Raw genomic sequence first — 26,475 nt, forward strand, 5'->3', positions numbered from 1 at the left:
CCGGGTTCCGGTCACGAGGCGGTCCGAACCTCAGCCGGGACGAATTACCCCGAATGCCGTAATAGTGGATTCGCCCTATGGTGCTGTTCATGGAGCACGCACTGAGTCCCGCCACCCTCGCCGAACTGCGGCGCCCGCGTCCCTATCCGGCGGTGTCCGTCCTGACGCCGACGCACCGCCGGGAACCCGAGAACGGCCAGGATCCGGTCCGGCTGCGCAATGTGCTGGCCGAGGCCCGCAAACGCCTGGAGTCCGACCCCGCCGTCACCCGTGAGCGCCGCGCCGACGTCGAGGCGCAGCTCGACCGCGCGCTCGCGGAGGTCGACCTCGGGCACGCCGAGGACGGTCTGGTGATCTTCGCCGCGCCGGGCGAGCACCAGGTGTGGTCGCTGGGCCGCGGTGTCCCGGAGCGGGTCGTGCTGTCCGACACCTTCCTGACCCGCAACCTGGTCGCCGCGCAGGCCGCCGAGCGGCCCTTCTGGGTGCTGTCGCTCTCCGCCGACCGCGTCACGCTGTGGAGCGGCGGCCCGGAGCGGGTGGCCGAGGACCACGCCGGCGGCTTCCCGCTGGTGCGCCGCAAGGTGAACTTCGACGCCGAGCGCCAGGAGCGCGTCGGCGACCAGCCGAGCACCTTCCGCGACGAGGGCACCCGGCAGTTCCTGCGGGAGGCGGACACCGCGATGGGCGCTCTGCTGCGCGAGCAGCCCCGCCCGCTGTACGTCACGGGCGAGGAGGCGGCCCTGTCGCTGCTGGAGGAGATCGGCGGCGTGGCCAGGGGCGCCGCGCAGGTGCGGCACGGCGGGCTCGCGCACGCCGGTCCGGAGGCCGTGTGGCAGGCGGTCCGGCCGGTCCTGGCGGCGGAGACGGCCCGCAACACCTCGTCCGTGGTCGGGGAACTGACCTCCGCGCGCGGTCACCGCACCTTCGCGGCCGGGCTGGACGAGCTGTGGCAGAGCGCCCGGGAGGGCCGGGTACGGCTCCTCGCCGTCGAGGAGAACTACCGGGCGACCGTGGTGGACCACGGCGAACACCTGGTGCCGGCCGAGCCCGGCGACCTGGACGCCCGCGACGACATCGTGGACGAGATCGTCGAACAGTGTCTGGAGACCGGGGCGCGGGTGCGCTTCGTGCCCGACGGCGCCCTCGGCGACGCGGACGGCATCGCGGGCGTCCTGCGCTACTGAACCCGGTGGCTCGCCCCGGGGCGGTCCCGGAGTGCGGCCTGCGCTACGGCGTGATCGCCGGCCGGAGGGAGCGCGCGGATGGGCGACCTGCCGGGTGTCGCGGTGCTGGGGGCGGCCACATGGGCTCCGACCACGTACGGCGCCTCGACCGGGTGGTGGGCGGCGCCAGGGTGGCCGCCGTGGCCGACCCCGACGCCGAGCGGGCGAGGGAGGCGGCGGCCGGCATCCCGGGCGTCCGGGTGCACACCGATCCGGTGGCCGCGCTGGACGCGCCCGGCGTCGAGGCCGTACTGATCGCCTCCCCCGGTCCCGCCCACGAGGAGGCGCTGCTCGCCTGCTTCGAGCGCGGGCTGCCGGTGCTGTGCGAGAAGCCGACGGTGCCGGACTCCGCCGGAGCGCCGAGGGTGGTGGAGGCCGAGGCGCGGCTGGGGCGCCGGCCGGCCCGGATCGGCTTCATGCGCCGGTACGACGCCGGGTTCCTGCGCCTGAAGGGGCTGCTGGACGAGGGGCGGCTCGGCCGGCCGCTGATGCCGCACTGCGTCCACCGCAACGTCTCCTCCCCCGCCCACTTCACCAGCGCCATGCTGGTGAACAGCTCGGTCTCGCACGAGATCGACGCGGCTCGCCGGCTGCTGGGACAGGAGGTGCGCTGCGAGGGGGAGGTGCCGGGGGACTACCTGGTGCGGTTCGCCGACGCCTACGACCGTGAGGTGCGGGCCTGGGTCGGCGCCACCCGGCGCGGCGAGGTCACCGGACCGGACGTGTGGGACGGGTACGCGGCGTCCGCCGTCGCCGAGGCGGGCGTGCGCTCCCTGGAGACGGGCGGCCGGGTGGTGGTGGACCTGGCCCCGCGCCCGCCGCTGTTCACACCTCGTCGAACAGGGCGCTGAGCCCGCGCTCCACCACCGCGCCGACGTCCTCCTGGCCGGCCGGCACCGTCTGGTAGCTGTGCTGCAGGAAACGGCGCAGCGCGGCGGCCTGGAACTGCAACAGGGCCAGGCCGTGCGGCGAGTGGAACTCCAGCACGGTGCGCGTGCCGCCGTAGGGCCAGATCCGCACGTCCCCGTGGCCGGCCGGGGCGCGCAGTCCCTGGTCGAGCAGGGAGCGTGCGAAGGTCCAGGTGACCGCCTCGCCGTCGAGGGCGGCCTCGGCCGGGAAGTCCACGAAGACGGCGAGCGGGTCGTGCGCGCGGTACCGGAGGGTGGCGGAGACCGGGACCTCCCGGTTCTCGGCGGTGATGAGACGGGCAACGGTCGGCTGTTCTATCGCGGCGTCCATGTCATTAAGGAGTCTTCCGAGGCCCTGCGCATGCCGCCAATTCCGGTCAGAGTTCGGCCGATACGCGTCACACCCGTAGGACTTCTACGACCGGCCCGCCCCGACGCGTACGTCATCCGGGCCGCCGGAGTCACGCCGGGAAGACTCTGGCATATGCCTGAAGCACCACCGTATCGTGTGTTGCCGAATCGCTTACGGGGCGTCGCGGGCTGTGCCACAGTCGTAACGGTCCCCCCGTCTCCCTTCCGGCCGTACCGTCCCCCACGGAGTGCGTCATGCCGTCCCCAGTCTCCGCGGACCGCTCGTCCGCCCAGCCGCCCGGACGCGGCTCGGTCGAGGCGCTGATCACGCAGGCGCGGCGGCTCAAGGGTGACGTGGACGCCGTACGGCGGGACACCAGGAGCGACGGCGCGGACCCCGAGGAGCGCTGGCAGCGCGCCCTGTGCGACCTCGCACTGCATCAACTGGACGATCTCGACGCGCACTTGGCCCAGCTCCGGGACGGCCCCGAGCCCGCCGCCGCGGCGCCGGGGCCACCGGCACCCGCGGGCGCGCCGCGCGGATCGCTGCTCAGCCGGGTCGGCAGCGCGGAGTGGAACCTGCTCACGGACGAGGCCTCCTGGTCGGCCGAGCTGTACCAGATCCTCGGCCGCGACCCCGCGGGCCCCGCCCTCACCCTGGACGAACTCCCCTCCCTGGTGCCGGAGGAGGACCGGCCCAAGCTGGCCGCGATGGTCACGGACTGCCTGGTCGACGGCAGACCGATCGACGGCGAGTTCCGGGTCGTCCGGCCCGACGCCCGCGTGCGGACCGTGCACATGATGGGCGAGCCCGTGCTCGGCCCCGACGGCGGCACCGCGTCGATGTGGGCGGTGCTGCGGGACGTCAGCGAGCTGCGGCGCAGCCAGCGGACGGTGCACGAGAGCCGCGACTCGCTGCGGCACCACCGCCGGCGGGAGCGGACCGAGCGCCGGATCGCCACCGAGTCGCGGGACGCGGTGCCGCCGCACTGGCACGGCTCCCTGCGGCTCCCGCGGCAGGGCCCGGCCGCCCTCGACCTCGCCGCCCGGCGGCTGCCGGCGAGCACCGGCACCTCCCTCGGCGGGCACTGGTGCGACGCGCTGGAACTGCCCGACGGGGGGACCCTGTTGAGCGTCGGCGACCTCACCGGACGGGGCGTGGCCGTGGCCTCCGGCATGGCGACGCTGCTCGGCGCCGTACACGGCATGGCGATGGTCGGCACCGCGCCCGGCCGACTCCTCGGCCTGCTGGACCGGTTACTCGACGCCACTGGGCAACCGGCCCTCGGAGGCGCCGTCTGCTGCCGCTACCGGCCCGAGACCCGCACCCTGCTCTGGGCGAGCGCCGGACATCCCGCCCCGCTGCTGCTGCGCGACGGGACGGGACGCCGGCTGGACGCGCCGGCGGGCAACCCGCTCGGCACCACCGCGAACGCCGTCTACCCACAGGCCCGGCTGGCCCTGAGGCCGGGCGACCTCCTGCTGCTGCACACCGACGCACTGGTACCGGGACACGGTGAACCGGCCGGCGTGGACCGGCTGCTCGGACTCGCCCCCCGGCTCGGCACGGCGGGCACCGCGCGGGACACCGTGGCGGCGATCGCCGAGGAGTTCGGCGGGACCGCACGCGCGAGCGACGCGTGCGTGCTCGTCGCCAGAGTCACCGACTGAACCGGCCGGCTCGCGCCACCGAGGACGGGCTCCCCTCCTCCCCCGCTACGCCTGCGTGCTGTCCCCCTTCGCCCTCGGCTGCTTGGGCAGGGCGAGCCTGATCTCCTCCCGCAGCCGGCTGATCTCCGGAAAGTCCGCGTACTCGGCGGTGAGCCGGTACATCTCGCGCAGCCGGTCCCAGGTGCGACGGGAGGAGTTGGACCCCATCGACATCAGGGCCAGCCGTGCGTAGCGGTCGGCCTGTTCGGGGTCGTCGGCGATGAAGCAGGCCGACGCCATGGACAGATGGTCGAAGATCTTGGACCGCTCGCGTCCGTCCACGCGCAGCGCGAGCGCCTTCTCCGCGTAGTACTGGGCGTGCGGGGCCGCGCTCGCGTCGAACTCCGCCAGCGTGCGGTAGGCCAGGGCCTGCATGCCGTACAGATCCTCGTCCTTGAAGGTCTGCATCCAGTCCGGGGTCCGCGCGTCCAACCGGTCGGAGACGAACAGGTCCTCCGCGCGGCCGAGAGTGCGGCGCATCGCCTGGCCCTTGCCCATCGCCGCCTGCGCCCAGGCCTCGATGGTGTGGAACATCGCCTTCGTGCGCGGCTGGAGCCCGTCCCCGGAACCGGACTGGGCGAGCTTCATCAGGTGCAGCGCGTCGTCCGGCCGGCCCAGGTGCACCATCTGCCGGGCCGCCCGGGAGAGGGCCTCGCCGGCCCGGGGCCGGTCACCGCCCTCGCGGGCGGCGTGTGCCGCGATGACGAAGTACTTCTGGGCCGTGGGCTCCAGGCCGACGTCGTGCGACATCCAGCCCGCGAGGACGGCCAGGTTGGCGGCGACGCCCCACAGGCGCCGCTGGAGATGGGGTGGATGGTGGTAGGCGAGCATGCCGCCCACCTCGTTGAGCTGGCCCACGACCGCCTTGCGATGGAGCCCGCCACCGCGGGCCGCGTCCCAGGCACGGAACACGCCGACCGAGCACTCCAGTTCCTCGACCTCCTCCGATCCGACCGGAGCGGCCTCGTAGCGGTCGAACCCGGCGGGGTCGGCGTGCAGGGGGTCGTCGAGGACAGGGGCGTCGGCCGTGAGGGCCGGGTCGGTGTGCAGCCAGTCGTACATGGCGCTGCTGAGTGTGGATCCCGCGGCGAGCGCGGCACCCGCGCCCACCAAGCCGCGTCGGTTGAGCATGAGGTCCATTCCCGTGAATTCGGTGAGGACCGCGGCGGTTCGCTCGGGCGCCCACGGCACACCGTCGGGATGTTCATCGATCCCGTCGCCCTGCCGTTTCCCCGCACGCCCGTGCCGCACCAGACCGAGGTCCTCGATGGTCACGACACGGCCGAGACGCTCGGTGAACAGCACCGCCAGCACCCGCGGCACGGGATCGCGCGGGATCTCTCCCGTGTCGATCCAGCGCCGCACCCGGGAGGTGTCGGTCGCCAGCTGCGGATGGCCCATGGCCGCCGCCTGCCGGTTGACCAGCCTCGCGAGTTCGCCCTTGGACCAGCCGGCCAGGCCGAACAGGTCCGCGAGGCGGGTGTTGGGTTGTCCACTCACGTCAAGCCCCCAGGTTCTCGGCTGAGTTGACAGTAGCCCTCCGGAGGTTGCCGGGCGACTATTCGCCAGGGTTCGCCAGGGTGCGCCAGATGGTGTGCCACTGGTCATCGGGTGTCGAGTAGGAACGCGCCACCCCGACCCGGTCGCCGTACCTCGTGTACCGGCACCGCACGGCGGCACGCACGGCATATGACGGGCACATTCCCCAGGATGTGTCCCGGCGGCCGGGGCGGGTCGCGCGCACCAGAAGCACAGGCAGGCACCGCAGGCACACGAAGGGATCTGTTTCTCCCATGTACGCAGCATCGTCCTCCGTGTCCGCCCCGCCCCGGCCGCTGCGCCCCCGTCCGGCGGGCGGCGGGCCGTACCTCGACCCGGCGGCGCGGCCGGGCGGCCCCGTCCTCGCGGGGCGGCCCCGGCGGGTGCCGGGTCAGCCCGGCACCCAGCCGCTCAGCGGCAGACTCGACCTCTCCGGCCCGCAGGGCGGCCAACTGCGCGCCGCGATCGCTTCGGTGCAGCGGATCTGCCCGGAGTTCGCTCCGGTGCAGGTGCTGCGCCGCGGCAGCCGGTCGGTCCTGCTGGTCGGGACGACCGGGCGGAGCACGGCGGTCGCCAAGTGCCTGTTGGACCACTCGTCCGCGTGGCAGGAGCGGAGCCGCCACGAAATAGCCGCATACCGCTCGTTCGTCCGGCAGCGGCCCCCGGTCCGCGTGCCGCGGCTGATCGCGGCGGACCCGGACAACTGCACCCTGGTCATCGAGCGGATGCCCGGCCGGGTGGCGGCGGTACAGCGGCATCCCACGGAAGCCCCGCCGCGCGCCGACATCCGGGCCGCGCTGGGCGCCGTCTGCCGGCTCAACGCCTGGCGTCCGCAGGCGGGCACCTTCGAGATGCCGCTGGATTACGCGGCCCGCATCTCCCGGTACCACGAGCTGGGCCTGCTCACCGACCGGGACCTCGGCGACCTCCAGAAGCTGCTGCACGGCATCGCGCACGAGGTGGGCCGGCACGGCATGCTCCAGTTCTGCCACGGCGAGGCCCTGCTCTCCAACATCCTGCTCTCACCGGCCGGTCCGGTGCTGGTGGACTGGGAGCACGCGGGCTGGTACCTGCCGGGATACGACCTGGCGACGCTCTGGCTGACCCTCGGGGACGCCCCGGCGGCCCGGCGGCAGATCGCCCAGATCGCCCAGTCGGCGGGCGCGGCCTCCCGGGACGCCTTCCTGGTGAACCTGATGCTCCTGCTCACCCGGGAGATCCGTACGTACGAGACGGCCGTGCAGCGTTCGATGCACGACACGGCCCCGGCGGCACCCCACCCGGCCCACCCGGGTGCCGCGACGTCAGGCGAGGAACAGCGGCTGCTGCTCAGGCGGCTGCACGACGACTGCCAGATGGCCCGCAGGGCCGTCCGCGCGGCGGTCGGCACTCGCTGACGGGGACGACGGTTCCGCGATGCGCCCGGAGCGGCAGCGCATCGCGGACCTTCGTATGCCCAGGGGGTGTTCACGGGTTCGCGCGTGTCGTGCGCGGTGTCCGGCGGTGTCCACTGGTGTACGCCAGTGACGCCTCGCAGGCCCGTGCGCCGCCCCCGCGAAACTCGCCGGAAACCCCTCGTGACATGGGAAATCGGCGGCGCGAAGGCATCATTGACGGATCGTCGGCAAGTCGGTACGACTGACCTGCCCGGACCGCACGCCCCGCCACGCCCGCCCGTCTCAGGAGGCCGCCTTGCGAGGTCCCGCCACCGATCCCACGTCCGCGCCCGGCCCCAGACACCTGCGGCGGTCCGCCGGACCGCTCACCGCCGCCGCCCTGCTGCTGCCCCTGCTCGGCGCGGCCCCCGCGCACGGCGCCGCGGACTCCTCCGCGCACCGGCTCCAGGGGGCGTTCGCCACAGCGGCGGCCGACTACCACGTACCGGCGAGCGTCCTGCTGGCCGTCTCCTACCTCCAGTCCCGCTGGGACCAGCACGGCGGCGCGCCCAGCGTCTCCGGCGGCTACGGCCCGATGCACCTCACGGACGCGCGCACCGCCCTCGCCGGCGCCGAGCACCTCGCCGAGGGCGCCGAGGACGCCCGGGGCGACTCGGCCCGCGCCGCCCTGCACCCCGCCGTGCGGACGCCGGCCGAGAGCGCCGTACCGGCCCGGCTGCGGACCCTGCCGAAGGCGGCGGGGCTGACCGGTCTGGCGGCCGGGCGGCTGCGCACCGACCCGGCGGCCAACGTGGCCGGCGGTGCCGCCCTGCTCGCCGCCGCGCAGCGGGAGCTGGGCGAGCCGCTGAACGCGGACCCGGCCGACTGGTACGGCGCGGTGGCCCGCTTCTCCGGTGCCGACGACTCGGCGACCGCGGCGGCCTACGCCGACGACGTGTACGACGTCCTGCGCACCGGTGAGGCACGCACCACCGACGACGGCCAGGCCGTCGTCCTGGCCGCCCGGCCGGGGCTGCGCGCGGACACCTCCCAGCTCCGGCGCACCGGGCTGCGGACGCTGTCGCGGGACGACACCGAGTGCCCGAGGTCGGTGTCCTGCGAGTCGGTGCCGGCGCCGTACGCCGAGTTCGGCGACGACGACTACGGCAACCACGACCTCGGTGACCGGCCCGCCTCCCAGCGGATCAGGTACATCGTCATCCATGACACGGAGGGCACCTGGGACGGGGTGCTGAACCTGGTCCAGGACCCCACCTATGTGTCGTGGAACTACACGATCCGCTCCACCGACGGTCTGATCGCCCAGCACGTCAAGGCGAAGGACGTGGCCTGGCACGCGGGCAACTGGGACGTCAACTCCCGGTCCGTCGGCATCGAGCACGAAGGTTTCCTCGCGGACCCGGACGCCTGGTACACCGAGGCGATGTACCGGTCCTCGGCGCGGCTGGTGAAGTACCTGGCCGCCAGGTACGACATCCCGCTGGACCGGCAGCACCTCCTCGGTCACGACAACGTGCCGGGGCCGACCGCGTCCACGATCCCGGGCATGCACACGGACCCGGGTCCGTACTGGGACTGGCGGCACTACTTCGAACTGCTGGGCCACCCGTTCCAGCGCACGGCCGGCAAGCGGTCCGCTCTGGTGACGGTCCTTCCGGACTACGCCTCGAACCAGCCGGTCTACACGGGCTGCACGACGGCCGGCGAGCCCTGCGCGGCGCACGGTTCCGGCGAGGTGCGGCTCTACACGGACCACGACGTGACCGCGCCGCTGGTGAAGGACATCGGCCTGGGCACCGCCCCGACCGAGGGGGTGAACGACCTGTCGTCGCGGGTGTCCACCGGTCAGCAGTACGCGGTCGCCGACCGCTGGGGCGACTGGACGGCCATCTGGTACCTCGGGCAGAAGGCCTGGTTCCGGAACCCGGCGAAGACACCGACCGCCGTGCCGGCGAAGGGCTTCGTGGTGACTCCGAGGGACGGTACGGCGAGCGTCCCGGTGTACGGCAGGGCCTACCCGGAGAAGGAGGCCTATCCGGCGGGCATCCCCGCGCAGTCGGTGGTGGCGCTGCCGTACACGATCGCGGCCGGGCAGACGTACGTGGTCGGTGACGAGATGCCGGGCGAGTACTACTACTCGGTCACCTTCACCACCGAGTCGCACCGGGTCGTGGTGGGCAAGGACCTGTACTACGAGATCCAGTACGGCCACCGGGTCGCCTTCGTCCGGGCGGCGGACGTGCGGCTGGAGGGCGTCGCCGGCTAGCGGAGGGCCTAGCCCTGCTGGAAAAGCTCCGCCGGGAGCGGCTTCAGCAGGGCGTACAGGTCGTCGGTGATGGGGCGGTCCCAGGCGGCGATGGTGACGAGGACGCCGTCGCTGCGGTCGAACTGGACGCAGGAGATCCGGCTCTCGGAGAGCTTCAGCCGCCGCACGATGAGGAGGTTGTCGCCCTGGAGGACGGGGGTGTCCTCGGTCTCGACGACGGTGACCTCCTCGTCGTTCTCCAGGGCCAGCAGCAGTTGGGCCACCTCGAAGGGGATCTCGCCGTCGGTCACCTCGCGGGCCGGGGAGCCCTCGGGCAGGTTGCCGATGATCATCGCGGGGCCCCGGCCGCCGAAGAGGTCGTAGCGCAGGAAGACACCCTGGCAGGTGCCGTCGGGGGCGGGCAGCAGGCCCGCGCCGAGGTTGCCCGGCCAGTCGCCCGGGTCCATGGCCAGCACGTCGAAGTCGGGTCCGGCGGGAGTGGCGCTGCGGCGGCGGAGGAACGACATGCGGCCATGGTACGTGGCCGGGCCCCGCCGGGTGACCCGTGGCCGCCGGTCGGGCGAGGGCCGCGAGCGGCGGGTCCGGGCGGTTGCCGGGGTCACTCCTCGGGCGGCGCCGGCGGTACGACCGCGATGGGGCTCGCGGCGTGCAGGAGGACGGCCTGGGTGACGGAGCCCATCATGCGGGCCGGGGCGAGCAGGCGGCGGCGGTGGCGGCCGACGACGACGAGTTCGGCGTCCTTCGACGCGGCGACGAGATGGCCGGCCGCGTCGCCGGGCAGCACCCGGACCTCGGCGCGCACGCCCGGGTGCCGTTCCTGGTGCGGGGCGAGGAAGCCCTCGGCGAGGACCCGGGTCTCGGTCTCGACGGCGTCCTGGTCGACCGGGGGCGGCACCAGCTGGCCGGGCGCGGACCAGGTCTGCAGCGGCCACGGGTAGGCGGCGACGATCTGGACCCGTGCGTCGCGCAGGGCGGCCTCGGTGAAGGCGAAGTCGAGGACGGCCTCGTCGGGGCTGTCGACGTGCAGGCCGACGACGACGCGGGCGCCGGGCTCGGCGGGTCCGTCGCCGTGGACCTCGCGGCCGGGGCCGGGTACGACGGCCACGGGGCACTCGGCGTCCCGGGCGACGGCGAGGCCGTTGGAGCCGAGCAGCAGACTGGCGAAGCCGCCGCGGCCGCGGGAGCCGAGGACCAACAGCGCCGCCTCGGTGCCGAGTTCGGGCAGGGCGGCGCCCGGTACACCCTCCAGGGCGACGTACTCCACGGCCGCCTCGTCGGCGCGGCCGGCGAGGCGGGCGCGCACCTCGTCGAGGACCGGGTCTCCCTGTGCGTCGGGCGGTCCGGCGACCAGGACGTCGGCCTGGCCCCAGGCGGCGTACTGCCGCACGTGCACCACCCTGAGGGGTGCGCCGCGGCGGGTGGCGGTGGCCAGGGCCCAGTCCAGGGCGCGCAGGCTGTCCTCGGAACCGTCTACCGCGGCGATGACCGGCGCCGTGCTCATGCTTCCTCACCTCCGGAAAGTGCGACTTCTCCCCGTGCTGGGGCCAGCCTCGCCCAGGCGTCGGCCCGGACGGGGCGCTGCGGGTCGCGTGTCCCGGATTCTGCGGGCAACACCCCCGGATCAGGTCAGGTCGAACTCCCCTTCCCGCGCGCCGGAGACGAAGGCGCCCCATTCGGCGGGCGTGAAGATCAGTGACGGGCTCTGCGGACTGCCGCTGTTGCGCATCGCGATGAAGCCCTCGACGAAGGCGATCTGGACATCACCCAGACCGCGGCTGCTGGACTGCCACTCGGCCGCGCTCAGGTCCAGGTCCGGCTTGTGCCAGCCCGCGAGCGGCTGCTGCTGGATCGTGCTCTCGGCCACGTCCGTGCTCCTCCCGGTTCGTCGTCCGCGGCTCAGCCTAGCGACCGCCCCCGGTGCCCGACAGGCCACGTGGGGAGGACTTTCGGGTCCCGGGCGGGCCCTTGTCCGTCCAGGAACCCCGTCACCGCGGCGAGGAACTCCTCGGGGCGGGTCCGGTGCACCAGGTGTCCGGCGTCGACGGTCACCAGGCGGGCGTCCGGGATCAGCCGCGCGAGCTGTGCTACCTGCTCCTGGGGGATGAGGCTGGTGGGTCCGCCGCCGATGACGAGGGTGGGTGCGGTGATCCGATCCATGCGTTCCCGCCACCGGGGGTCGGGCGCGTTGCGCTCGGCGTCGGTGGCCCGCACCATCGCCCAGTCGAACGGCAGTTTCCCGTCGGGGCGGCGGGCGGGTGGCCGGGGCGGGTCGAGCGGTACCGGCACGCCGACGTCCTCCAGCACCAGGCGCCGTACGGTCGTGGGGTGCCGCTGAGCGAGAAGGCAGGCGACGAGGCCGCCCAGCGAGTGGCCCACCAGATCGACGCGGTCGAGCCCGAGTGCGGCCGACAGGGCGTGGACGTCCTCGGCCATGGTCTCGGCCCGGTACGTGCCGGGCCAGTCGCTGTGTCCGTGGCCGCGCAGGTCCGGGGCGTGGACGCGGCGCGGGTGGGGTGGCGCGGCGAGCCGTTCGGCGATCGTCGTCCAGTCCGCGCCGTCGGCGCCCCGGCAGTGCAGCAGGACCACGGGGGGCGCGTCTGCGGGGCCCCAGGTGCGGTACGCCTGGGTGACGCCGCCCGCTGTCACGGTGCGTGGTGCGTGGGGGTCCATGCCCGGACGCTAACCCGGGCCGCCCGGTCGGCGGTGGTCCGCTCTGCTCACGGCAGAGCGGAGACCGGGCGGTCCAGGAAGGCGAGGACGCGGGCGCGGAAGTACTCCGGGTCGTCCAGCCACGGGTAGTGCGCCGCCCCTGGCTGGACGGCGAGTTCGGCGTGGCCGAAGGCCGATGCGGTGCGGCGGGCGAGGTCGGGGGTGGGGCCGCCGTCGACCTCGCCCGCGTACACGAGGACGGGCGCGGGGAGGGCGGCGAGGGCGGGCCGGGTCGTGTCCGGGGTGAAGGCGCCGTCGGCGAAGTAGTGCTCCGCCGCCGCGTCGTTGGTCTGGTCGAGTTCGGCGTCCGTGTGCGCCCGGGCGGTGTCGTCCCAGCGGCCGTGGAAGAACGGCAGCATGGCGTCGTCGAACGCGGCGTCCTCGGTGAGCCAGGCCCGGAAGGCGGGGAAGGCGTCCGCGAACCACGGTTCGCCCCGGCGCAGTTCGGCCGCCGCCAGCCGCTCGCGCGGGGTGGTCCGCAGGCCGAGGGCGCGCGGGTTGGGGGTGACCAGCACGAGCCGCCGGATCCGGTGCGGGTGGCGGGCGGCGTAGAGCATGGCGAGGGCGGCGCCGGCGGAGTGGGCGAGGAGGTCCATCCGCTCCAGGCCCAGGTGGGCACGCCACGCCTCCACGTCCTCGGCCATCCGGTCGCAGCGGCAGGTGGCCGGGTCCGCGGGCTCGGCCGAGTCGCCGGTGGCACGCAGGTCGAGGAGGGCCAGCCGGCGGTGGGTGGTGAGGCCGCCGAGGTCGCCCAGGTAGGCGGAGGCCCGCATGGGGCCGCCGGGCAGGGCGGCGAGGGGTTCGCCGGTGCCGCGCAGGTGGTAGGCGAGCCGGGTGCCGTCGGTCGTGGTGAAGGCGGGCATGCGGTGATCATCCGGGGGTGCCCGGCGGTCACGCAAGGTGGTTCCGTGGCCGGCGGGGAAAATCGCCGCCGCCCTCTTGCCCCGGGAGCGGATGGCCTGAATTACTGGCCCGAACAGATCAACCGAATGATCGGTCGTCCGGAATGTGCGGTCGGTGAGGGAGGCGTCTCGATGGCGGATGCGACGGACCTGCTCGACGCGGGCGAGCGGCTCGGCCCCGACGAGCTGCGGGCCCTCCAGCTGGAGCGGCTGCGTGCCTCCCTGCGGCACGCGTACGAGAACGTGCCGTTCTACCGGGAGTCCTTCGACAAGGCCGGGGTGCGTCCCGAGGACTGCCGGTCGCTGGCGGACCTGGCCCGTTTCCCGTTCACGGCCAAGGCCGACCTGCGGGACAACTACCCGTACGGGATGTTCGCCGTGCCCCGCGAGCGGATCCGCCGGCTGCACGCCTCCAGCGGCACCACCGGGAGCCCCACGGTGGTCGGTTACACGGACCACGACCTCTCCCTGTGGTCCGACATGGTGGCGCGCTCGATCCGGGCGGCCGGGGGCCGGCCCGGTGACGTCGTGCACGTGGCGTACGGCTACGGCCTGTTCACCGGCGGTCTGGGCGCGCACTACGGCGCCGAGCGGCTGGGCTGTACGGTCGTACCGGCGTCCGGCGGCATGACGGCCCGGCAGGTGCGGCTGATCATGGATCTGGAGCCGTCGGTCATCATGGTGACGCCGTCGTACATGCTGACGCTGCTGGACGAGTTCGAGCGGCAGGGCGTGGATCCGCGCGGCACCTCGCTGCGGGTGGGCGTGTTCGGGGCGGAGCCCTGGACCGAGCGGATGCGGCGGGAGATCGAGGAGCGGTTCGCGATCGACGCCGTCGACATCTACGGGCTGTCCGAGGTGATCGGTCCGGGTGTGGCCCAGGAGTGCGTGGAGACCAAGGACGGGCTGACGGTGTGGGAGGACCACTTCTATCCGGAGGTGGTCGATCCGATCACGGGTGAGGTGCTGCCGGAGGGCGAGCGGGGCGAGCTGGTGTTCACCTCGCTGACCAAGGAGGCCATGCCGATCGTCCGGTACCGGACGCGGGACCTGACGCGACTGCTGCCCGGCACGGCCCGGGTGTTCCGGCGGCTGGAGAAGGTCACCGGCCGCAGCGACGACATGGTGATCCTGCGCGGGGTCAACCTGTTCCCGACCCAGGTCGAGGAGATCGTGCTGCGCACCCCGGGGGTGGCGCCGCACTTCCAGCTGCGGCTCACCCGGGAGGGGCGGCTGGACGCGCTGACGATCCGGGCCGAGGCCCGCCCGGGCGCGACACCGGAGACGCGCGAGGAGGCGGTCCGTTCGATCACGGCCGCGGTGAAGGACGGCATCGGCGTGTCCGTCGCGGTGGAGATCGTGGCACCGGAGTCGCTGGAGCGCTCGGTGGGCAAGATCCGCCGCATCGTGGACCTGCGCCCGCGCGAGCGGGAGTGAGGACGGTCAGCCGGCGAAGCGGTCCCGCAGCTCGCGCTTGAGGATCTTCCCGCTGGCGTTGCGCGGCAGTTCGGCCACGAAGTGCACGCGCTTGGGCGCCTTGAACGGGGCGAGCCGTTCCTTCACGTGCGCGATGAGCCGGTCCTCGGTCACCTCGCCGCGCGGGACGACGAACGCGGTGACGGCCTCGATCCACCGCTCGTCGGGCAGCCCGACCACGGCGGCCTCGGCCACGCCCTCGTGGGTGTAGAGGGCGTCCTCGACCTGGCGGGAGGCGACCAGGACACCGCCGGAGTTGATGACGTCCTTCACCCGGTCCACGATCGTGAAGTAGCCGTCGGCGTCGCGCACCGCGAGGTCCCCCGAGTGGAACCAGCCGTCCCGGAACGCCTCGGCGCTCTCCTCGGGCTTGTCCCAGTAGCCCTCGCACAACTGCGGTGAGCGGTAGACGATCTCACCCGGTGTGCCGTCGGGGACGTCCGCGCCGTCGGCGTCGACCACCCGGGCGTCCACGAACAGCACGGTACGGCCGCAGGAGTCGAGCCGGCCCTGGTGCTCGTCGGGGCCGAGCACGGTGGCGAGCGGTCCGATCTCGCTCTGCCCGAAGCAGTTGTAGAAGGCGAGCCCCGGCAGCCGCTCGCGCAGCCGCTCCAGCACGGGCACGGGCATGACGGAGGCGCCGTAGTAGGCCTTGCGCAGCCCGGACAGGTCGCGGGTGGCGAAGTCGGGCCGGGCGGCGAGGCCGATCCAGACCGTGGGCGGCGCGAACAGGCTGTCCGCGCGGCCCGCTTCGACCAGGTCCAGCAGCCGGTCGCCGTCCGGGGCGTCGAGGATGACGTTGGTCGCGCCGACCGCGAGGTAGGGCAGCAGGAAGACGTGCAGCTGGGCGGAGTGGTACAGCGGCAGCGCGTGCACGGGGCGGTCCCCGGCGCTCAGGTCCAGGGCGGTGATGGCGCTCAGGTAGGCGTGTACCAGCGCCCGGTGGGTCATCATCGCGCCCTTGGGCAGGGCGGTGGTGCCGGAGGTGTACAGGAGCTGTGCCAGGTCCTCGGCGCGGGGCTCGGGACCGTCGTACGGCGGGGTGTCCGGGAGCCGGCCGAGCAGGGAGTCCTCGGTGTCCCGTAGCGGCAACACCCGTACACCCTCGGGGAGTCGGGGTGCGAGGCCGGGATCGGCGAGGACCAGCGCGCTGCCCGACTGGCCGACGAGGTAGGCGAGGTCGTCGCCGGTGAGGCTCTGGTTGACCGGCACGTGGACCAGTCCGGCGCGGGCGCAGGCCAGGAAGGCGATCAGACAGGCGTCGGAGTTGTGGCCGTAGGCGGCGACCCGGTCGCCGGGTCCGAGTCCCTCGGCGCGCAGCAGCGCGGCGGCGCGGGAGACGGCGTCGTCCAGCTCCGCGTAGGTCCAGGCGCGCGTGCCGTACTCGACCGCGACGCGCGCCGGGGTGCGCCGGGCGCTGCGCCGCAGGATGCCGTCGACCGTGCTGCCGTGTCCGCGCGTCATGACAGCCGATCCTCGGGCCGCGGCACCCGCCGGTCAAGCGCCGCGCCGGAGCTGCTCCGGCACCGCCGTCGCCGCGTCGTGTCAGGAGCCGTTCAGGGCCGGTGCCGGCCGCGCGGGCGTACGGGACGGGCTCCCGGGCCGAGCCTGGCCGTCGCGCGCAGGATGTGCCGGGGCGGCAGTTGCCAGCGCACCTGGGCGGGGACGAGCCGCAGCAGGGTGCCGGTGGCCCGCAGTCTCCGGGTGACGACGGCGGGGGCGGGGGCGGGTCTGCCGTAGAGCCGGTGGGCGTAGTCGGGCAGGGAGGCGTACGCCAGGTTCGCCACCCGCCGCCACAGCAGTGCGCGGGCCGGGACGAGGAGGGGGTGGGTCGGCGGGCGGCGCAGGAAGTCGTCCACCTCGCGCGCCTCCGGTCCGGCGGCGAGCCGGGGCCGCAGCCGCTCGAAGTAGGCGGCCATGGCGGCCCGGTCGGCCGGGACGGTGTCGGGGTCGAGACCCACCAGACGGGCGCTGATCCGGTGTTCGGCGAGGTACCGGTCGGCCTCGGCGTCGTCGAGCGGGAAGCCGGAGCGGCGCAGGACGTGCAGGTAGGAGTCGATCTCGGCGCAGTGCACCCACAGCAGCAGCTCGGGTTCGCCGACGCCGTAGCGCTCACCGGTGTCCGGGTCGGCCGCCGTCAGCATGCCGTGGATCTTCCGGACCCGGGCTCCGGCGCGCTCGGCGGCCTCGGTGGTGCCGTAGGTGGTGGTGCCCACGAAGTCGGCGGTGCGCAGCAGCCGGCCCCAGGCGTCGCGCCGGAAGTCGGAGTTCTGCAGGACACCGCGGACCGCGCGCGGGTGCAGGGCCTGGAGGTAGAGCGCGCGGACGCCGGCGATCCACATCATGGGGTCGCCGTGCAGGTGCCAGGTCACGGAGTTCGGGGTGAACAGCCCGGGGTCGCCCATGCCCGCAGGCTAGCGGGCTCGCCCCCCGAGGCGAAGGGCCCGGTCGGTCAGTGCAGGAGGCTGCGCAGGAAGTCCGCGCAGGCGGCGGCGCAGGCCCGGCAGGTCGCGGCGGCCGGTTCGGCGCCGGGGTGGGTGTCGAAGGCGTGGGCGCATTCCAGGCAGACCGAGCGGCACCACTCCAGGCGGACCCGCAGGGTCTCCTCGTCCTGCTGGTTCTCCTCGCTGAGCATGCGGCAGGTGGCGTCGCACACCTCGGCGCACATGATGCCCATCCGGCGCACCCGCTCCTGGCCCTCGGTGGCGCCCGGGTCCACCAGGCTCGCCCGGACCGCGCAGGACCGGGCGCACTCCGCGCACGCCTGGGCACAGGTGAAGCGGTCCTCCAGGAACCGGTAGAGCTGCTGCTGCGAGGCCGACGGTGTCACAGGGTGCGGGTAGCCGGGCCGGGGGGCCGCAAACCAGCGGGGCGGGTCCGGAAGCCCGGGCGGGAGACGGGGTGCGCGGCGAGGGTCGCCGGCCGTCGCCGCCCGGCCACCGAGCGCGTCCGGTTCGCCCCGGTATGAGGGGGTACACCTCTGCTATGACTACCGCATCGACGCAGCTTGCAGCAGCGAGCGGCCTGATGAGCCTCGTGCTCTTCGTCGTGGCCGTGGGTGTCCTGGCGCTGCTCGCCGGCGGCTTCTGGATGAACTCCCGCGTCAAGTACCGCGAGTCCGACCGGCCGCGCGCCGACGAGCAGCCCGGGCTGCCCGTGGACGGGCCGGTGGGCGAAGTGCAGGAGAACCGGGAATCCGCGGAGGTCCCGCAGGTCCCCAAGGGCGGTCGCCCGCTCACGCCGTACGAACTGACCAACATGGACTCCCGGCCGAGCGCGTCCAAGGACCGGCCGCGCTGGAGCCGTGGGTCAAGCGGTTCGTTCGGCGGCGGCGGACTCGGCTCCCACTGACACCGGGTCCGCTCCGCCCCCGGCACGCCTGCCGGCCCCCGGTCGGCGGGCGTGCCGCTACGCCCGCTCGCGGCCCGAGTCGAACTGGTCGACGCGGGCGACGTTCGCGACGTCCTCCGGGTCCTGGCTGGGCTCGGCGGCGAACCAGGCGTCCAGGATCTCCCGGAGCACCGGCTCCGAGGTCAGGCGCAGGCCGAGCGCCAGCACGTTCGCGTCGTTCCAGCGCCGGGCCCCCTGCGCGGTGGCGGCGTCCGTGCACAGGGCGGCGCGGACACCCGGCACCTTGTTCGCCGCGATGGAGGCGCCGGTGCCGGTCCAGCAGCACACCACCGCCTGGTCGGCCGCGCCGTCGGCGACCTCCCGGGCCGCCTCGTGCGAGCAGACCGCCCACTGGGGATCGGCCCCGGGCCGCAGCGCGCCGTGCTCGCGCACCTCGTGCCCGCGCCGGCGCAGCTCGGCCACCAGGAGGCGGGCGACGGGTTCGTCCATGTCGGAGGAGACGGAGATCCGCATGGCCGGAGCGTAGCCCGTGCCGGGCGGGGCCGTGAGGGCTCAGGGCCGCTCGGCCCGCGCCGGACGGGTCAGTTCTCCGTGGAGGTGTTCGAGGGCGTCGAGCAGGACCGACCGGTGGTACCAGCGCAGCCAGGCCGCCGTGTCCTCGGCCAGCACCTCCAGGGCGGCCGTCTGCGCGGCGCTCGGGCGGTGGCCGGCCTCGGTCCAGTGCAGCGTGAGCACGCCCGTGCAGGAGCCGGCCGAGGACAGCACCGGAACGCTGTGCACGGCCCGCATGCCGGCGGTCAGCAGGACGCGCCGGCACTCCTCGGAGAGCAGCGCGTCGGCGGCCACGTCCGGCACGCTCGTCCGGTGTCCCCGGACGCGGGCGAGCGTGTCGGGGGCGGCTTGGTCGCGGTCGCGCACCAGGTGGTCGAGGACCGGTTCCGGGCAGCCGTGGTGGGCCTCCAGCACCAGCGCGTTGGCGGCGGCGTCGACGAACTGCACGTGTCCGGCGGGCGCCCGGCCGATGGCCAGGGCCTCGTGCAGCACGGCGTCGACCATCCGCCGCCGGTAGCGCGGGTCGCGGCCGGGCCGGCCCAGCACCCTGAGCTGCGGCACCGGCAGCGGGCGGCGGCCGGGGAACCACACCGGGCCGTCCGGGGGCCGGGCGACCACCACGGCGGAGACCAGGACGCGCAGCGGCACGTTGAACCGCTGCGAGGCGTCGCGCAGCACCCGGAAGGCGCTGCCCGGCTCGGGCAGGCCGTAGCGGGCCATGAGCGTGCCCTGCGCCATCCCGATGACGGGAGCCGTGCGCACCCGGGCGCGCAGCGCGCGGACCTCCTTGTGCAGGTCCTCGTAGGACGGGCGCAGCGGGTCGGCGATCTGGGACCGCCAGGCCGGCAGTTCCTCGACCCGGGCGGCGCCCCGGGCCAGTTCCCGCACGGCCTCCTCCAGGGTGGCGTACAGCCGGACGCCGTCGAGCCGGGCGAGGTGCACCGCCTCGCGCACCCCGGGCCGGGCCCGGACGATGATCAGGTCCGGGCGTCCGGCGCGGGTGCGGGTCGTCTCGCTGAGGGCGCGCAGCACGACGGCGCCGCCCAGCTGGACGTGGGCCATGTCGAGGACCGGCCGCAGCCCGGCGCGGTCGGCGTGTTCCAGGTGACCGCGCAGCTCCGCCGACCAGGCCTGGGCGCCGCGCGCGTCGAGGCTGCCGGTCATGCGCAGCAGCAGGGCGCCCTCCGCCGGCAGTCCCTCGACCAGGGAGGACTCGATGACCAGCGAGGCCCGGGTGCCGGGGCGGTCGGACGAGGCTTGCATGGCATCACCCAGACAGGACGTCACGGAAAGGTCGATCGGCCTCTTCCTGACCTGGGACCACCTTGCACGCCGCGCGGCCGGCGCTCAACCGCACCACGGCGGCGGGTCCCCGCGTCCGGGCCGCCCGGAGGGCCGACGGCCGCCGCCCGGCCGCCGCGGCCCGTAGCACCGTACGGGTGAGGACGGCGACGGTGACCGGGGTGACCGGGGGTCGCCGGCGGGGGCTGACGGGAGACCGCGGCCCCGGCCCGCTCAGTGGACACGGGCCACCTCCGGTCCGCTCCGCCGGGTGCCGGCGCGGGCCGGGCGGAGCAGGGTGAGGCAGGCGGCGGCGACCTCGCCGGTGCCGATGCGCAGCAGGCGGGCGTCGGTGGCGTGGCCGTGCGGGTCGCCGGGCGGCCCGGGCTTCCACAGGGCGACGTGGTCGGGGCTCGGCGGCGGGCCCCACAGGCGTGGGGAGACCGGGCCGAACAGGGTGACGCTGCGGGTGCCGTGGGCGACCGCGAGGTGCGCGAGACCGGTGTCGCCGCTGAGCACCAGCCGCGCCCCGGCCACCAGCGCGGACAGCTCGTCCAGGGGCAGGCCGCCGGTGAGGACGTCGCGGACGGGCTGCCCGCCGCGTTCGGCGACCGCGCGGACCAGGGCGTCCTCGCCGGGGCCGCCGGTGAGGACCACATGGTGTCCGGTGGCGCGCAGACAGCGCACGACGGCGGCGAACCGCTCCCCCGGCCAGCGGCGCGAGCCCGAGGCGGCGCCCGGGTGCACGACGACCGCGCCGGGCGCCGGGGACGGCGTGCCGGGGCGGGGCAGCCGTACGTCGAGGGGGTCGGCGGGGATGCCGTAGGCCTGGAGGAAGGCGCACCAGCGGACCCGTTCGTTGGCCTGGCCCTGCCATGGCGGCCCGTCCGGGCAGGCGTGCGCGAGCAGCCGGCGCGGGCTGAGGGCGGCGAGCGCGTCGCGGCTCTCGGGGCCATTGCCGTGCAGGTCGATCGCGATGTCGGGCGGGGGCGCGGCCCAGTGGGTGAGGGACGGCACCGCGCGCGCCGGTGCCTCGGCCGGGAACACGGCGTCGACCGCGCCGGTGGCGAGGGCGAGTTCGGTGAGGCCCGGCGGCAGCGCGAGCACGACCCGGTGCCCCGGGAAGGCCCGCCGGATCCCGCGCAGCGCGGGCACCCCGGCCAGCAGGTCGCCGAGCCCCAGCGCGCGCAGCACCAGCACGGTCGGGGGGTACGGGGTTCGGGTCACCGGGACGGTCCTCCAAGCGGTACGCGGGTCACGGTCGGGCGCGCCGGGCGGGGTGCGGGAGGGGCACGGGACGACGCCGATCCGCACGCCGCCGCCGGCGTCACTGAGGGGGGCCCGCCGGTGTGGCGGGGGTGAGGGCGGCGCGGCGGGCGAGGCCGGTGGTGGAGCGGCCGTCGAGGTAGGGCAGCAGCAGGACCTGGCCGCCCCAGCTCTCCACCAGGGGCTGTTCGGGCAGCCGGGTGCGGGCGTAGTCGCCGCCCTTGGTCCAGATGTGCGGCCGGAGTTCGCCGAGGAGGCGTTCCGGAGTGTCCTCGTCGAAGACGGCGACGGCGTCCACGCACTCCAGGGCGCGCAGCACCCGTACCCGGTCGGCGACCGGGACCAGGGGGCGGCCGTCGCCCTTGCGGCGGCGTACCGAGTCGTCGGAGTTGACGCAGACGACCAGGCAGTCCCCGGCCCGGCGGGCGGCCTGGAGCAGGGCGACGTGCCCGGCGTGCAGCAGGTCGAAGCAGCCGCCTGCGGCGACGACGGTGCCACCGGCGCCCCGTACCCGGGCGGCCGTGCGCACCGCGTCGGCGGTGGTGTCACCGTCGGAGGAGGCCTCGGCCGGCGCCCCGGCGGTGTCCGGCGCGGCGACGGCGCGGGCGCCGCCCTCGGCGACGTAGCGGGTGGCGGCGTGTACGGCGTCCTGCACGGCGGCCTCGGTGAAGGCGCCATCGGCGAGCAGGCCGGCGGCAGCGGCGGCGAAGCGGTCGCCGGCACCGCAGGGGTCGCCGGACGCGGCAGCCGGGGTGGGCACGAGGAGCGGGGTCTCGCCGTGCGAGAGCAGTGCTCCGCGCTCGCCGAGGGTGACGGCGACGGCCTGGACGCCCCAGGCCTGGACGAGGGTGCGGGCGTCGCGCGCGGCGCCGCGCAGCCCGGCGTCGTCCCCGTCGCCCTCGGCCTCCTCCAGGCGCCGGGCGAGGACGCGGGCCTCCTGCGCGGAGGGGGTGGCCAGGCGGACGCCGGGCACCGGGGCGTCGCCGCGCACATGGGGGTCCCAGACGACCGGCGCCCGCTGCGCGGCGGCGGTCAGGGCCTCCCGCAGGACGTCGGCGGTGCCCCGGCCGTAGTCGGCGACCAGGACGGCGGCGGCGCCGGTGACGGTGGCCTCGGCGGCTCCGGTGCCGGCGCGGGCGCGGCCGTCGCCGTCGTCCAGGCGCAGCAGCGGCCGGTCCCCGGCGAGCACCCGGGTCTTGCTACTGAGGGCGCCGTCCAGCGGCACCTCCACCAGGTGGACGCGGCCGGCCAGCAGTTCGCGCAGGGTGTCGCTGGCCGGGTCGTCGCCGAGCGCGGTGACGAGGGTGACCGGGCGGCCGTCGGCGGCGGCGAGGCAGGCGGCGAGCGCGGCGCCGCCCGGCCGTGAGCTGCGCCGGGTGCCGTGCACGACGGGGACGGGGGCGTCCGGGGCGAGCCGTTCGGCCCGCCCGCACAGGTCGTGGTCGAGCAGGGCGTCGCCCACGACGACGAGGGGCGTGCGGAAGGTGCTCATGCCGGTCCCTTCCGGGCGGTCGCGGCCGCGTCGGCGGCGGCCACCCGCCCGACGACCCGGGCCCGGCCGACAAGCCGGCCCACGACACCGGGCCTGCCCTCCCCCGCGCCGTCGGCCTCGCCGCTCTCCACGGCGTGGTCGAAGGCCTCGCAGAGCATGTGCACGGCGACCAGGTGGAGTTCCTGCACGGTGGCGGAGACCGGGGCGTCGACGCACAGGGCGTCGTCCGCGCCGAGCTGGAGGGGGTTGGGCGCGCGGCCGGTCAGGGCCCACACGGTCATGCCGAGTTCGCGGGCGCGCTCGGCGGCGGCCAGCAGGTTGGCGCTGGCGCCGCTGGTGGACAGCAGCATGAGGACGTCGCCGGGGCGGCCGTGCGCGGCGGTCTGGCGGGCGAACACCTCCTGGACGCCGTAGTCGTTGGCGATGGCGGTGGTCGAGGAGGTGTCGGCGTGCAGGGCGACGGCGGAGAACGGCGGCCGGTCGTCCCGGTAGCGGCCGACGAGTTCGGCCGTCAGGTGCTGGGCCTGGGCGGCGCTGCCGCCGTTGCCGGCGACGAGCAGCCGGGCGCCGCGGCCGAGGCGCCGGGCGAGTTCGGCGCCCCAGCCCTCGATGAGCGGTCCGCACTCGCGGAACGTCTCCAGCGCCTTCATCAGGTCGTCGCAGTGCGCGGTGTCGATGACGGTCTTGTCGGCGGCGCAGGTGTCGGTGACGGTCTTCATCGGACGACTCCCGAGAGCGAGCGGATGGCGGACACGGCGCCGTACACCCCGGCCACGCCGTCGGCCACGTGGTCCCAGGTGTAGTGGCCGAGCACCCGTTCCCGGCCGGCCGCGCCGTAGCGTTCGAGCCGGTCCGGGTCGGCGAGCAGGGAGCGGACGACGGCGCCGAGGTCGTGGTCGTCGTCGGCCGGGACGAGGACGCCGGTGGTGCCGTCCACGACGGTGTCGAGCTGGCCGCCAACGGCGGTGGCGACGACCGGGGTGGCGCAGGCCATGGCCTCCAGCGGGACGATGCCGAACGGCTCGTACCGCGGCAGGGACAGCACGAGGTCGGCGCTCGACATCAGGCGGGGCATCCGGGCCCGGCCCACCCCGCCGAGCAGGGTGACGCGGTCCTGGACGCCGTACTCGCCGGCGAGGGCGTACAGCCGAGACGCCTCCGGGTCGACGCCGAGCAGGTCGGCCTCGGGGCCGCCGGCGATGAGGAGTTCGGCGTCGGGGACGCCGGCCAGGGCGCGGATGGCGCGGTCGAAGCCCTTGCGGGGCACGAGCCGGCCGACGGCGAGCAGCCGACGGCGGGCGCCGGGGAGCCGGCGGGCGCCGGGGAGCCGGCGGGCGCCGACGGGGGCGAAGTGGTCGGGGTCGACACCGCAGGGCACGACGCTGATCCGGTCCTCGGGCAGACCCATGGCCTTGAGTTCGGCGACCTCGTCGCTGCACGTGGCGATGATCCGGGTGCACTCGTGCCCGACGGCCTCCTCGATCGCGAGCCGTTCGGCGGGGCTGGTGTCGGCGGTGCCCTGGTAGCGCCGCTTGACGGTGCCGAGGGCGTGGTAGGTCTGCACGGCCGGGATGCCGAGGCCGCGGGTGCCGGTGAGGGCGGCGAGGCCGGACATCCAGAAGTGGGCGTGCACCACGTCGGGTGGGTCGGCGGCCCACTGCCGGGCCAGGAAGGCGCCGAACTCGCCCATGTGGGGCAGCAGTTGGTCCTTGGGTACGGGTGCGGCCGGCCCGGCGGGCACGTGCACCACCCGGACGCCGTCGATGAGGGTCATCCGGTCGGGCAGTCCCGCCGAGTCCCGCCGGGTGTACACGGTGACCCGGTATCCCTTCCGGGCGAGTTGCCGGGCGACCTGTGCCACGTACACGTTCTGGCCGCCCGCGTCCGGCCCGCCGAGCGCGGCCAGCGGGCTGGCGTGCTCGGAGACCATGGCGACGCGGCCGGCCGTGTGCGGAGTACGGCTCATCGGGTGACCTCCTTGATCAGGCGTTCCCAGTCGTCCAGGAAGCGCCGCTCTCCGTAGCGGGCCTGCGCGGCGGCCCGGGCGGCGGCGCCGGTGCGGCGCGCGTGTCCGGGGTCGGCGAGGAAGGCCCGTACGGCGTCCTCCAGGACGTCGAGGCGGTTCGAGACCACCCCGGCGCCCTCGGGTACGGCCTCGCGGACCTCGGTGGTGTCGAGGGCGACCACCGGCATGCCGAGGAACATGGCCTCCAGCAGGGCCAGGCCGAGCGAGGTCCAGCGCACGGGGTGCAGGTAGACCCGGCACTTGGCCAGTTCCCGGTGGAGCGCGTGCTGGGGCAGGTCGCGGGTGCGGCAGCGCTCGGGTGGCAGGCCGAGGTGGTCGGCGAGGCCTTCGGTGCGCATGCCGAAGACGTCCAGGGGCGCCGAACGGGCGAACCGGGGCAGCAGGTCGGTGCCGGTGGTACGGCCCCGGCGCACGGGTTCGTTGACCACGACGGCGGCGCGGCGCTCGGTGCCGGTCCACAGCGGGCCGGGGTCGATGACGCCGTGCTCCACGACCTCGGTGGGTGCCCGGCCGGTGTCCCACATCAGCCGGTTGAAGTGGGTGACGTGGACGACGGGGACGTCCGACTGGCCCGCGAGCGGGTGGCGTTGGCGTTCCGGGGACTCGTCGGGGCTGTTGTGCTCGACGTACACGGCGGGCACGTCGGTGCCGGGGCGGCGGCCGGTCCAGCGCCGGGCGAGGTCCGCCTCGTGCGGGCGTTGCAGCACCATCAGGTCGATGTCGGCGTCCCGCAGTTGCTCCGGGGTCGCCTCCCGGACGGTCGCGGGCCAGTCCCAGGTGCGGGCGCGGCCGAGTCCGTCGGGTCCCCGGTCGGGGGTGACCGGGAGCAGGTAGGTGTGCGGGCCCTGGACGAAGGCGGTGAGCCAGGAACCGTGCACGTGCCAGACGAGGATGTTCATGAGGGGCGCTCCTGGATGAGCTTGTGCACCGCGCGCACCACGTCCTGCCCGGTGACCTCGTCCAGGCAGGGGTGGCCGGGCACCGGGCAGGTCAGCGCCCGGGTGTCCGCGCACGGCGCCGACTGGTCGCCGAGCAGGATGACGGGGACGCCGTACGGGGCCCAGCGCTCGGCCGGGACCACGGGGGCGAACAGGGAGACGACGGGGGTGCCGACGGCGGCGGCGAGATGGGCGGGCCCGGTGTTGGCACTGATCACGACGTCGGCCATGCGCAGCACCCCGGCGAGGGTGCGCGGGTCGGTCCGGCCGCCGAGGTCCACGGCCAGGTCGCCGCTGACCCGCCGGGTCAGGTCGGTCTCGTCGGGGCCGCCGGTGACGACGACGCGGTGTCCGGCGTCGGTGAGCAGGGCGACCGCCTCGGCGCAGCGGTGCCGGCCCCAGGCGCGGGCGGGGGCGCTGGCGCCGGGGTGCAGGACGACGTAGGGGCCGGGACCGGTGAGGGCGCCGGTGTCGGGGGGCGGCAGGACGCGGGGCCGGCCGTCGTCGCCGGGCGGCCTGGGGAAGCCGAGCGCGGCGGCGGTGTCGAGGGCGGCTTCCACCTCGTGCCGGCCGTCGGCGCGCCGGTGGCGGACGTCCAGCAGCCGGCCGGGGTGGTCGGTGCTGTCGGCGCCGATCCGGGCGACGCCGGCGAGGCGCAGCAGCAGCGCGGCCGGCAGCGGGCTCTGGTGGAAGGAGGTGAGGATCAGGGCGGTGTCGTGGGCGCCGGCGCGCAGCCGGGCGAGGAGCGCGTCGATGTCGGCGGGAACGACCGGGGGCGGGTCGAAGCCCTCCCAGGGCGCCTCCCAGACCAGGACCTCGTCGACGCCGGGCAGCAGCCGGGCCGCTTCGGCGCCGCGCGGGCCGCACAGCAGGGTGACGTGGTCGGCGCGGGCGGCGACGGCGCGGACGGCGGGGCCGGCGAGCAGGACGTCGCCGAAGCTGTCGAGGCGCACGACGAGGGCCCTCACCGCGACCGCCCCCCGTCCTGGACTTCGGTGTGGCGGAGGATCGCGCGGACCGCCGTCGGCAGGTCGGGCGCGCTGCGGTCCAGGTAACGCGCCACCTCGTCGGGTGCCGTGGCCGGGTTG

At 75.3% G+C, this 26,475-nt stretch carries 24 protein-coding genes and 1 pseudogene; 7 read left to right on the forward strand and 18 right to left on the reverse strand.

What is annotated here, in order from left to right; all coding sequences use genetic code 11:
* The first annotated feature begins 89 nt into the window (after positions 1–89).
* Together NX794_RS21555 and NX794_RS21560 are read left to right on the forward strand one after the other, a co-directional pair.
* The gene (locus tag NX794_RS21555) at positions 90–1,184 is read left to right on the forward strand and encodes a baeRF3 domain-containing protein (RefSeq protein ID WP_258780298.1); all 1,095 of its coding nucleotides are present in this window, start codon (positions 90–92) and stop codon (positions 1,182–1,184) included.
* Between the two features lie 78 nt (positions 1,185–1,262).
* Positions 1,263–2,074 (forward strand): annotated as a pseudogene (locus NX794_RS21560) (Gfo/Idh/MocA family protein).
* On the opposite strand, the gene NX794_RS21565 reads toward NX794_RS21560, so the two are convergent.
* Positions 2,049–2,462, reverse strand: coding sequence for an SsgA family sporulation/cell division regulator (locus NX794_RS21565; protein ID WP_258780300.1), 414 nt, complete (start codon positions 2,460–2,462; stop codon positions 2,049–2,051). The pseudogene NX794_RS21560 and the gene NX794_RS21565 overlap by 26 nt on opposite strands.
* 275 nt (positions 2,463–2,737) lie before the next feature.
* Between NX794_RS21565 and NX794_RS21570 the strand changes: the two genes are divergently transcribed.
* Positions 2,738–4,153, forward strand: coding sequence for a SpoIIE family protein phosphatase (locus NX794_RS21570; RefSeq protein ID WP_258780301.1), 1,416 nt, complete (start codon positions 2,738–2,740; stop codon positions 4,151–4,153).
* 45 nt (positions 4,154–4,198) lie between these two features.
* On the opposite strand, the gene NX794_RS21575 is transcribed toward NX794_RS21570, so the two are convergent.
* Positions 4,199–5,692 carry a DNA-binding protein NsdB gene (locus tag NX794_RS21575; protein WP_258780302.1) on the reverse strand — a complete coding sequence of 498 codons (1,494 nt, stop codon included), beginning with the start codon at positions 5,690–5,692 and terminating at the stop codon, positions 4,199–4,201.
* A gap of 293 nt (positions 5,693–5,985) precedes the next feature.
* Between NX794_RS21575 and NX794_RS21580 the strand changes: the two genes are divergently transcribed.
* Together NX794_RS21580 and NX794_RS21585 are read left to right on the forward strand one after the other, a co-directional pair.
* Entirely contained in the window at positions 5,986–7,128 is a 1,143-nt protein-coding gene (locus tag NX794_RS21580; RefSeq protein WP_258780303.1) for an aminoglycoside phosphotransferase family protein, read from the forward strand.
* A gap of 295 nt (positions 7,129–7,423) precedes the next feature.
* A complete protein-coding gene (locus NX794_RS21585) occupies positions 7,424–9,394 on the forward strand; it encodes an N-acetylmuramoyl-L-alanine amidase (protein ID WP_258780305.1) in 1,971 nt (656 codons plus the stop codon).
* 8 nt (positions 9,395–9,402) lie between these two features.
* Here the strand turns inward: NX794_RS21585 and NX794_RS21590 are convergent, their stop codons facing one another.
* From NX794_RS21590 to NX794_RS21610, 5 genes are all read right to left on the reverse strand, one after another.
* The gene (locus NX794_RS21590) at positions 9,403–9,900 is read right to left on the reverse strand and encodes a hypothetical protein (protein ID WP_258780306.1); all 498 of its coding nucleotides are present in this window, start codon (positions 9,898–9,900) and stop codon (positions 9,403–9,405) included.
* Positions 9,901–9,992: 92 nt separating this feature from the next.
* Positions 9,993–10,895 carry a universal stress protein gene (locus tag NX794_RS21595; RefSeq protein WP_258780307.1) on the reverse strand — a complete coding sequence of 301 codons (903 nt, stop codon included), beginning with the start codon at positions 10,893–10,895 and terminating at the stop codon, positions 9,993–9,995.
* A 120-nt stretch (positions 10,896–11,015) separates the two neighbouring features.
* A complete protein-coding gene (locus NX794_RS21600) occupies positions 11,016–11,258 on the reverse strand; it encodes a DUF397 domain-containing protein (RefSeq protein WP_258780309.1) in 243 nt (80 codons plus the stop codon).
* A 32-nt stretch (positions 11,259–11,290) separates the two neighbouring features.
* A complete protein-coding gene (locus NX794_RS21605) occupies positions 11,291–12,064 on the reverse strand; it encodes an alpha/beta fold hydrolase (protein WP_258780310.1) in 774 nt (257 codons plus the stop codon).
* Between the two features lie 47 nt (positions 12,065–12,111).
* Positions 12,112–12,966 (reverse strand): alpha/beta fold hydrolase, encoded by an 855-nt coding sequence (locus NX794_RS21610; RefSeq protein WP_258780311.1) that lies wholly within the window; start codon positions 12,964–12,966, stop codon positions 12,112–12,114.
* 171 nt (positions 12,967–13,137) lie between these two features.
* On the opposite strand from NX794_RS21610, the gene paaK reads away from it, so the two are divergent.
* On the forward strand, positions 13,138–14,442 hold the full coding sequence (gene paaK, locus NX794_RS21615) for a phenylacetate--CoA ligase PaaK (protein WP_258780313.1): 1,305 nt from the start codon (positions 13,138–13,140) through the stop codon (positions 14,440–14,442).
* 6 nt (positions 14,443–14,448) lie between these two features.
* Here the strand turns inward: paaK and NX794_RS21620 are convergent, their stop codons facing one another.
* The 3 genes from NX794_RS21620 to NX794_RS21630 form a co-directional block, all read right to left on the reverse strand.
* Positions 14,449–15,945 (reverse strand): acyl-CoA synthetase, encoded by a 1,497-nt coding sequence (locus NX794_RS21620; RefSeq protein WP_258780315.1) that lies wholly within the window; start codon positions 15,943–15,945, stop codon positions 14,449–14,451.
* Positions 15,946–16,037: 92 nt separating this feature from the next.
* Entirely contained in the window at positions 16,038–16,886 is an 849-nt protein-coding gene (locus tag NX794_RS21625; protein WP_258780316.1) for an oxygenase MpaB family protein, read from the reverse strand.
* Between the two features lie 47 nt (positions 16,887–16,933).
* Positions 16,934–17,311: a four-helix bundle copper-binding protein gene (locus tag NX794_RS21630; RefSeq protein WP_258780318.1), complete on the reverse strand. Its 378-nt coding sequence runs from the start codon at positions 17,309–17,311 to the stop codon at positions 16,934–16,936.
* Positions 17,312–17,466: 155 nt separating this feature from the next.
* On the opposite strand from NX794_RS21630, the gene NX794_RS21635 reads away from it, so the two are divergent.
* Complete coding sequence (locus tag NX794_RS21635) at positions 17,467–17,832, forward strand: DUF6479 family protein (protein WP_258780319.1); 366 nt, start codon at positions 17,467–17,469, stop codon at positions 17,830–17,832.
* A gap of 57 nt (positions 17,833–17,889) precedes the next feature.
* On the opposite strand, the gene NX794_RS21640 is transcribed toward NX794_RS21635, so the two are convergent.
* The 8 genes from NX794_RS21640 to NX794_RS21675 all read right to left on the reverse strand — a co-directional run bounded on the left by NX794_RS21640 (position 17,890) and on the right by NX794_RS21675 (position 26,355).
* Entirely contained in the window at positions 17,890–18,345 is a 456-nt protein-coding gene (locus NX794_RS21640; protein WP_258780320.1) for an RpiB/LacA/LacB family sugar-phosphate isomerase, read from the reverse strand.
* Positions 18,346–18,384: 39 nt separating this feature from the next.
* A complete protein-coding gene (locus tag NX794_RS21645; protein WP_258780321.1) occupies positions 18,385–19,647 on the reverse strand; it encodes an ANTAR domain-containing protein in 1,263 nt (420 codons plus the stop codon).
* A gap of 252 nt (positions 19,648–19,899) precedes the next feature.
* The gene (locus tag NX794_RS21650; protein ID WP_258780322.1) at positions 19,900–20,892 is read right to left on the reverse strand and encodes a glycosyltransferase family 9 protein; all 993 of its coding nucleotides are present in this window, start codon (positions 20,890–20,892) and stop codon (positions 19,900–19,902) included.
* A 100-nt stretch (positions 20,893–20,992) separates the two neighbouring features.
* Positions 20,993–22,423: a PfkB family carbohydrate kinase gene (locus tag NX794_RS21655; RefSeq protein ID WP_258780323.1), complete on the reverse strand. Its 1,431-nt coding sequence runs from the start codon at positions 22,421–22,423 to the stop codon at positions 20,993–20,995.
* Positions 22,420–23,142 carry a D-sedoheptulose-7-phosphate isomerase gene (locus NX794_RS21660; RefSeq protein ID WP_258780325.1) on the reverse strand — a complete coding sequence of 241 codons (723 nt, stop codon included), beginning with the start codon at positions 23,140–23,142 and terminating at the stop codon, positions 22,420–22,422. Before NX794_RS21660 ends, NX794_RS21655 begins: the two co-directional genes overlap by 4 nt.
* Positions 23,139–24,389 carry a glycosyltransferase gene (locus NX794_RS21665; protein ID WP_258780326.1) on the reverse strand — a complete coding sequence of 417 codons (1,251 nt, stop codon included), beginning with the start codon at positions 24,387–24,389 and terminating at the stop codon, positions 23,139–23,141. Before NX794_RS21665 ends, NX794_RS21660 begins: the two co-directional genes overlap by 4 nt.
* Entirely contained in the window at positions 24,386–25,348 is a 963-nt protein-coding gene (locus NX794_RS21670; RefSeq protein ID WP_258780327.1) for a glycosyltransferase, read from the reverse strand. Before NX794_RS21670 ends, NX794_RS21665 begins: the two co-directional genes overlap by 4 nt.
* The gene (locus tag NX794_RS21675) at positions 25,345–26,355 is read right to left on the reverse strand and encodes a glycosyltransferase family 9 protein (protein ID WP_258780328.1); all 1,011 of its coding nucleotides are present in this window, start codon (positions 26,353–26,355) and stop codon (positions 25,345–25,347) included. The genes NX794_RS21670 and NX794_RS21675 overlap by 4 nt, the downstream gene beginning before the upstream one ends.
* Between the last annotated feature and the right edge of the window lie 120 nt (positions 26,356–26,475).

Source organism: Streptomyces pyxinicus, assembly GCF_024753135.1.
Lineage (GTDB): Bacteria > Actinomycetota > Actinomycetes > Streptomycetales > Streptomycetaceae > Streptomyces > Streptomyces pyxinicus.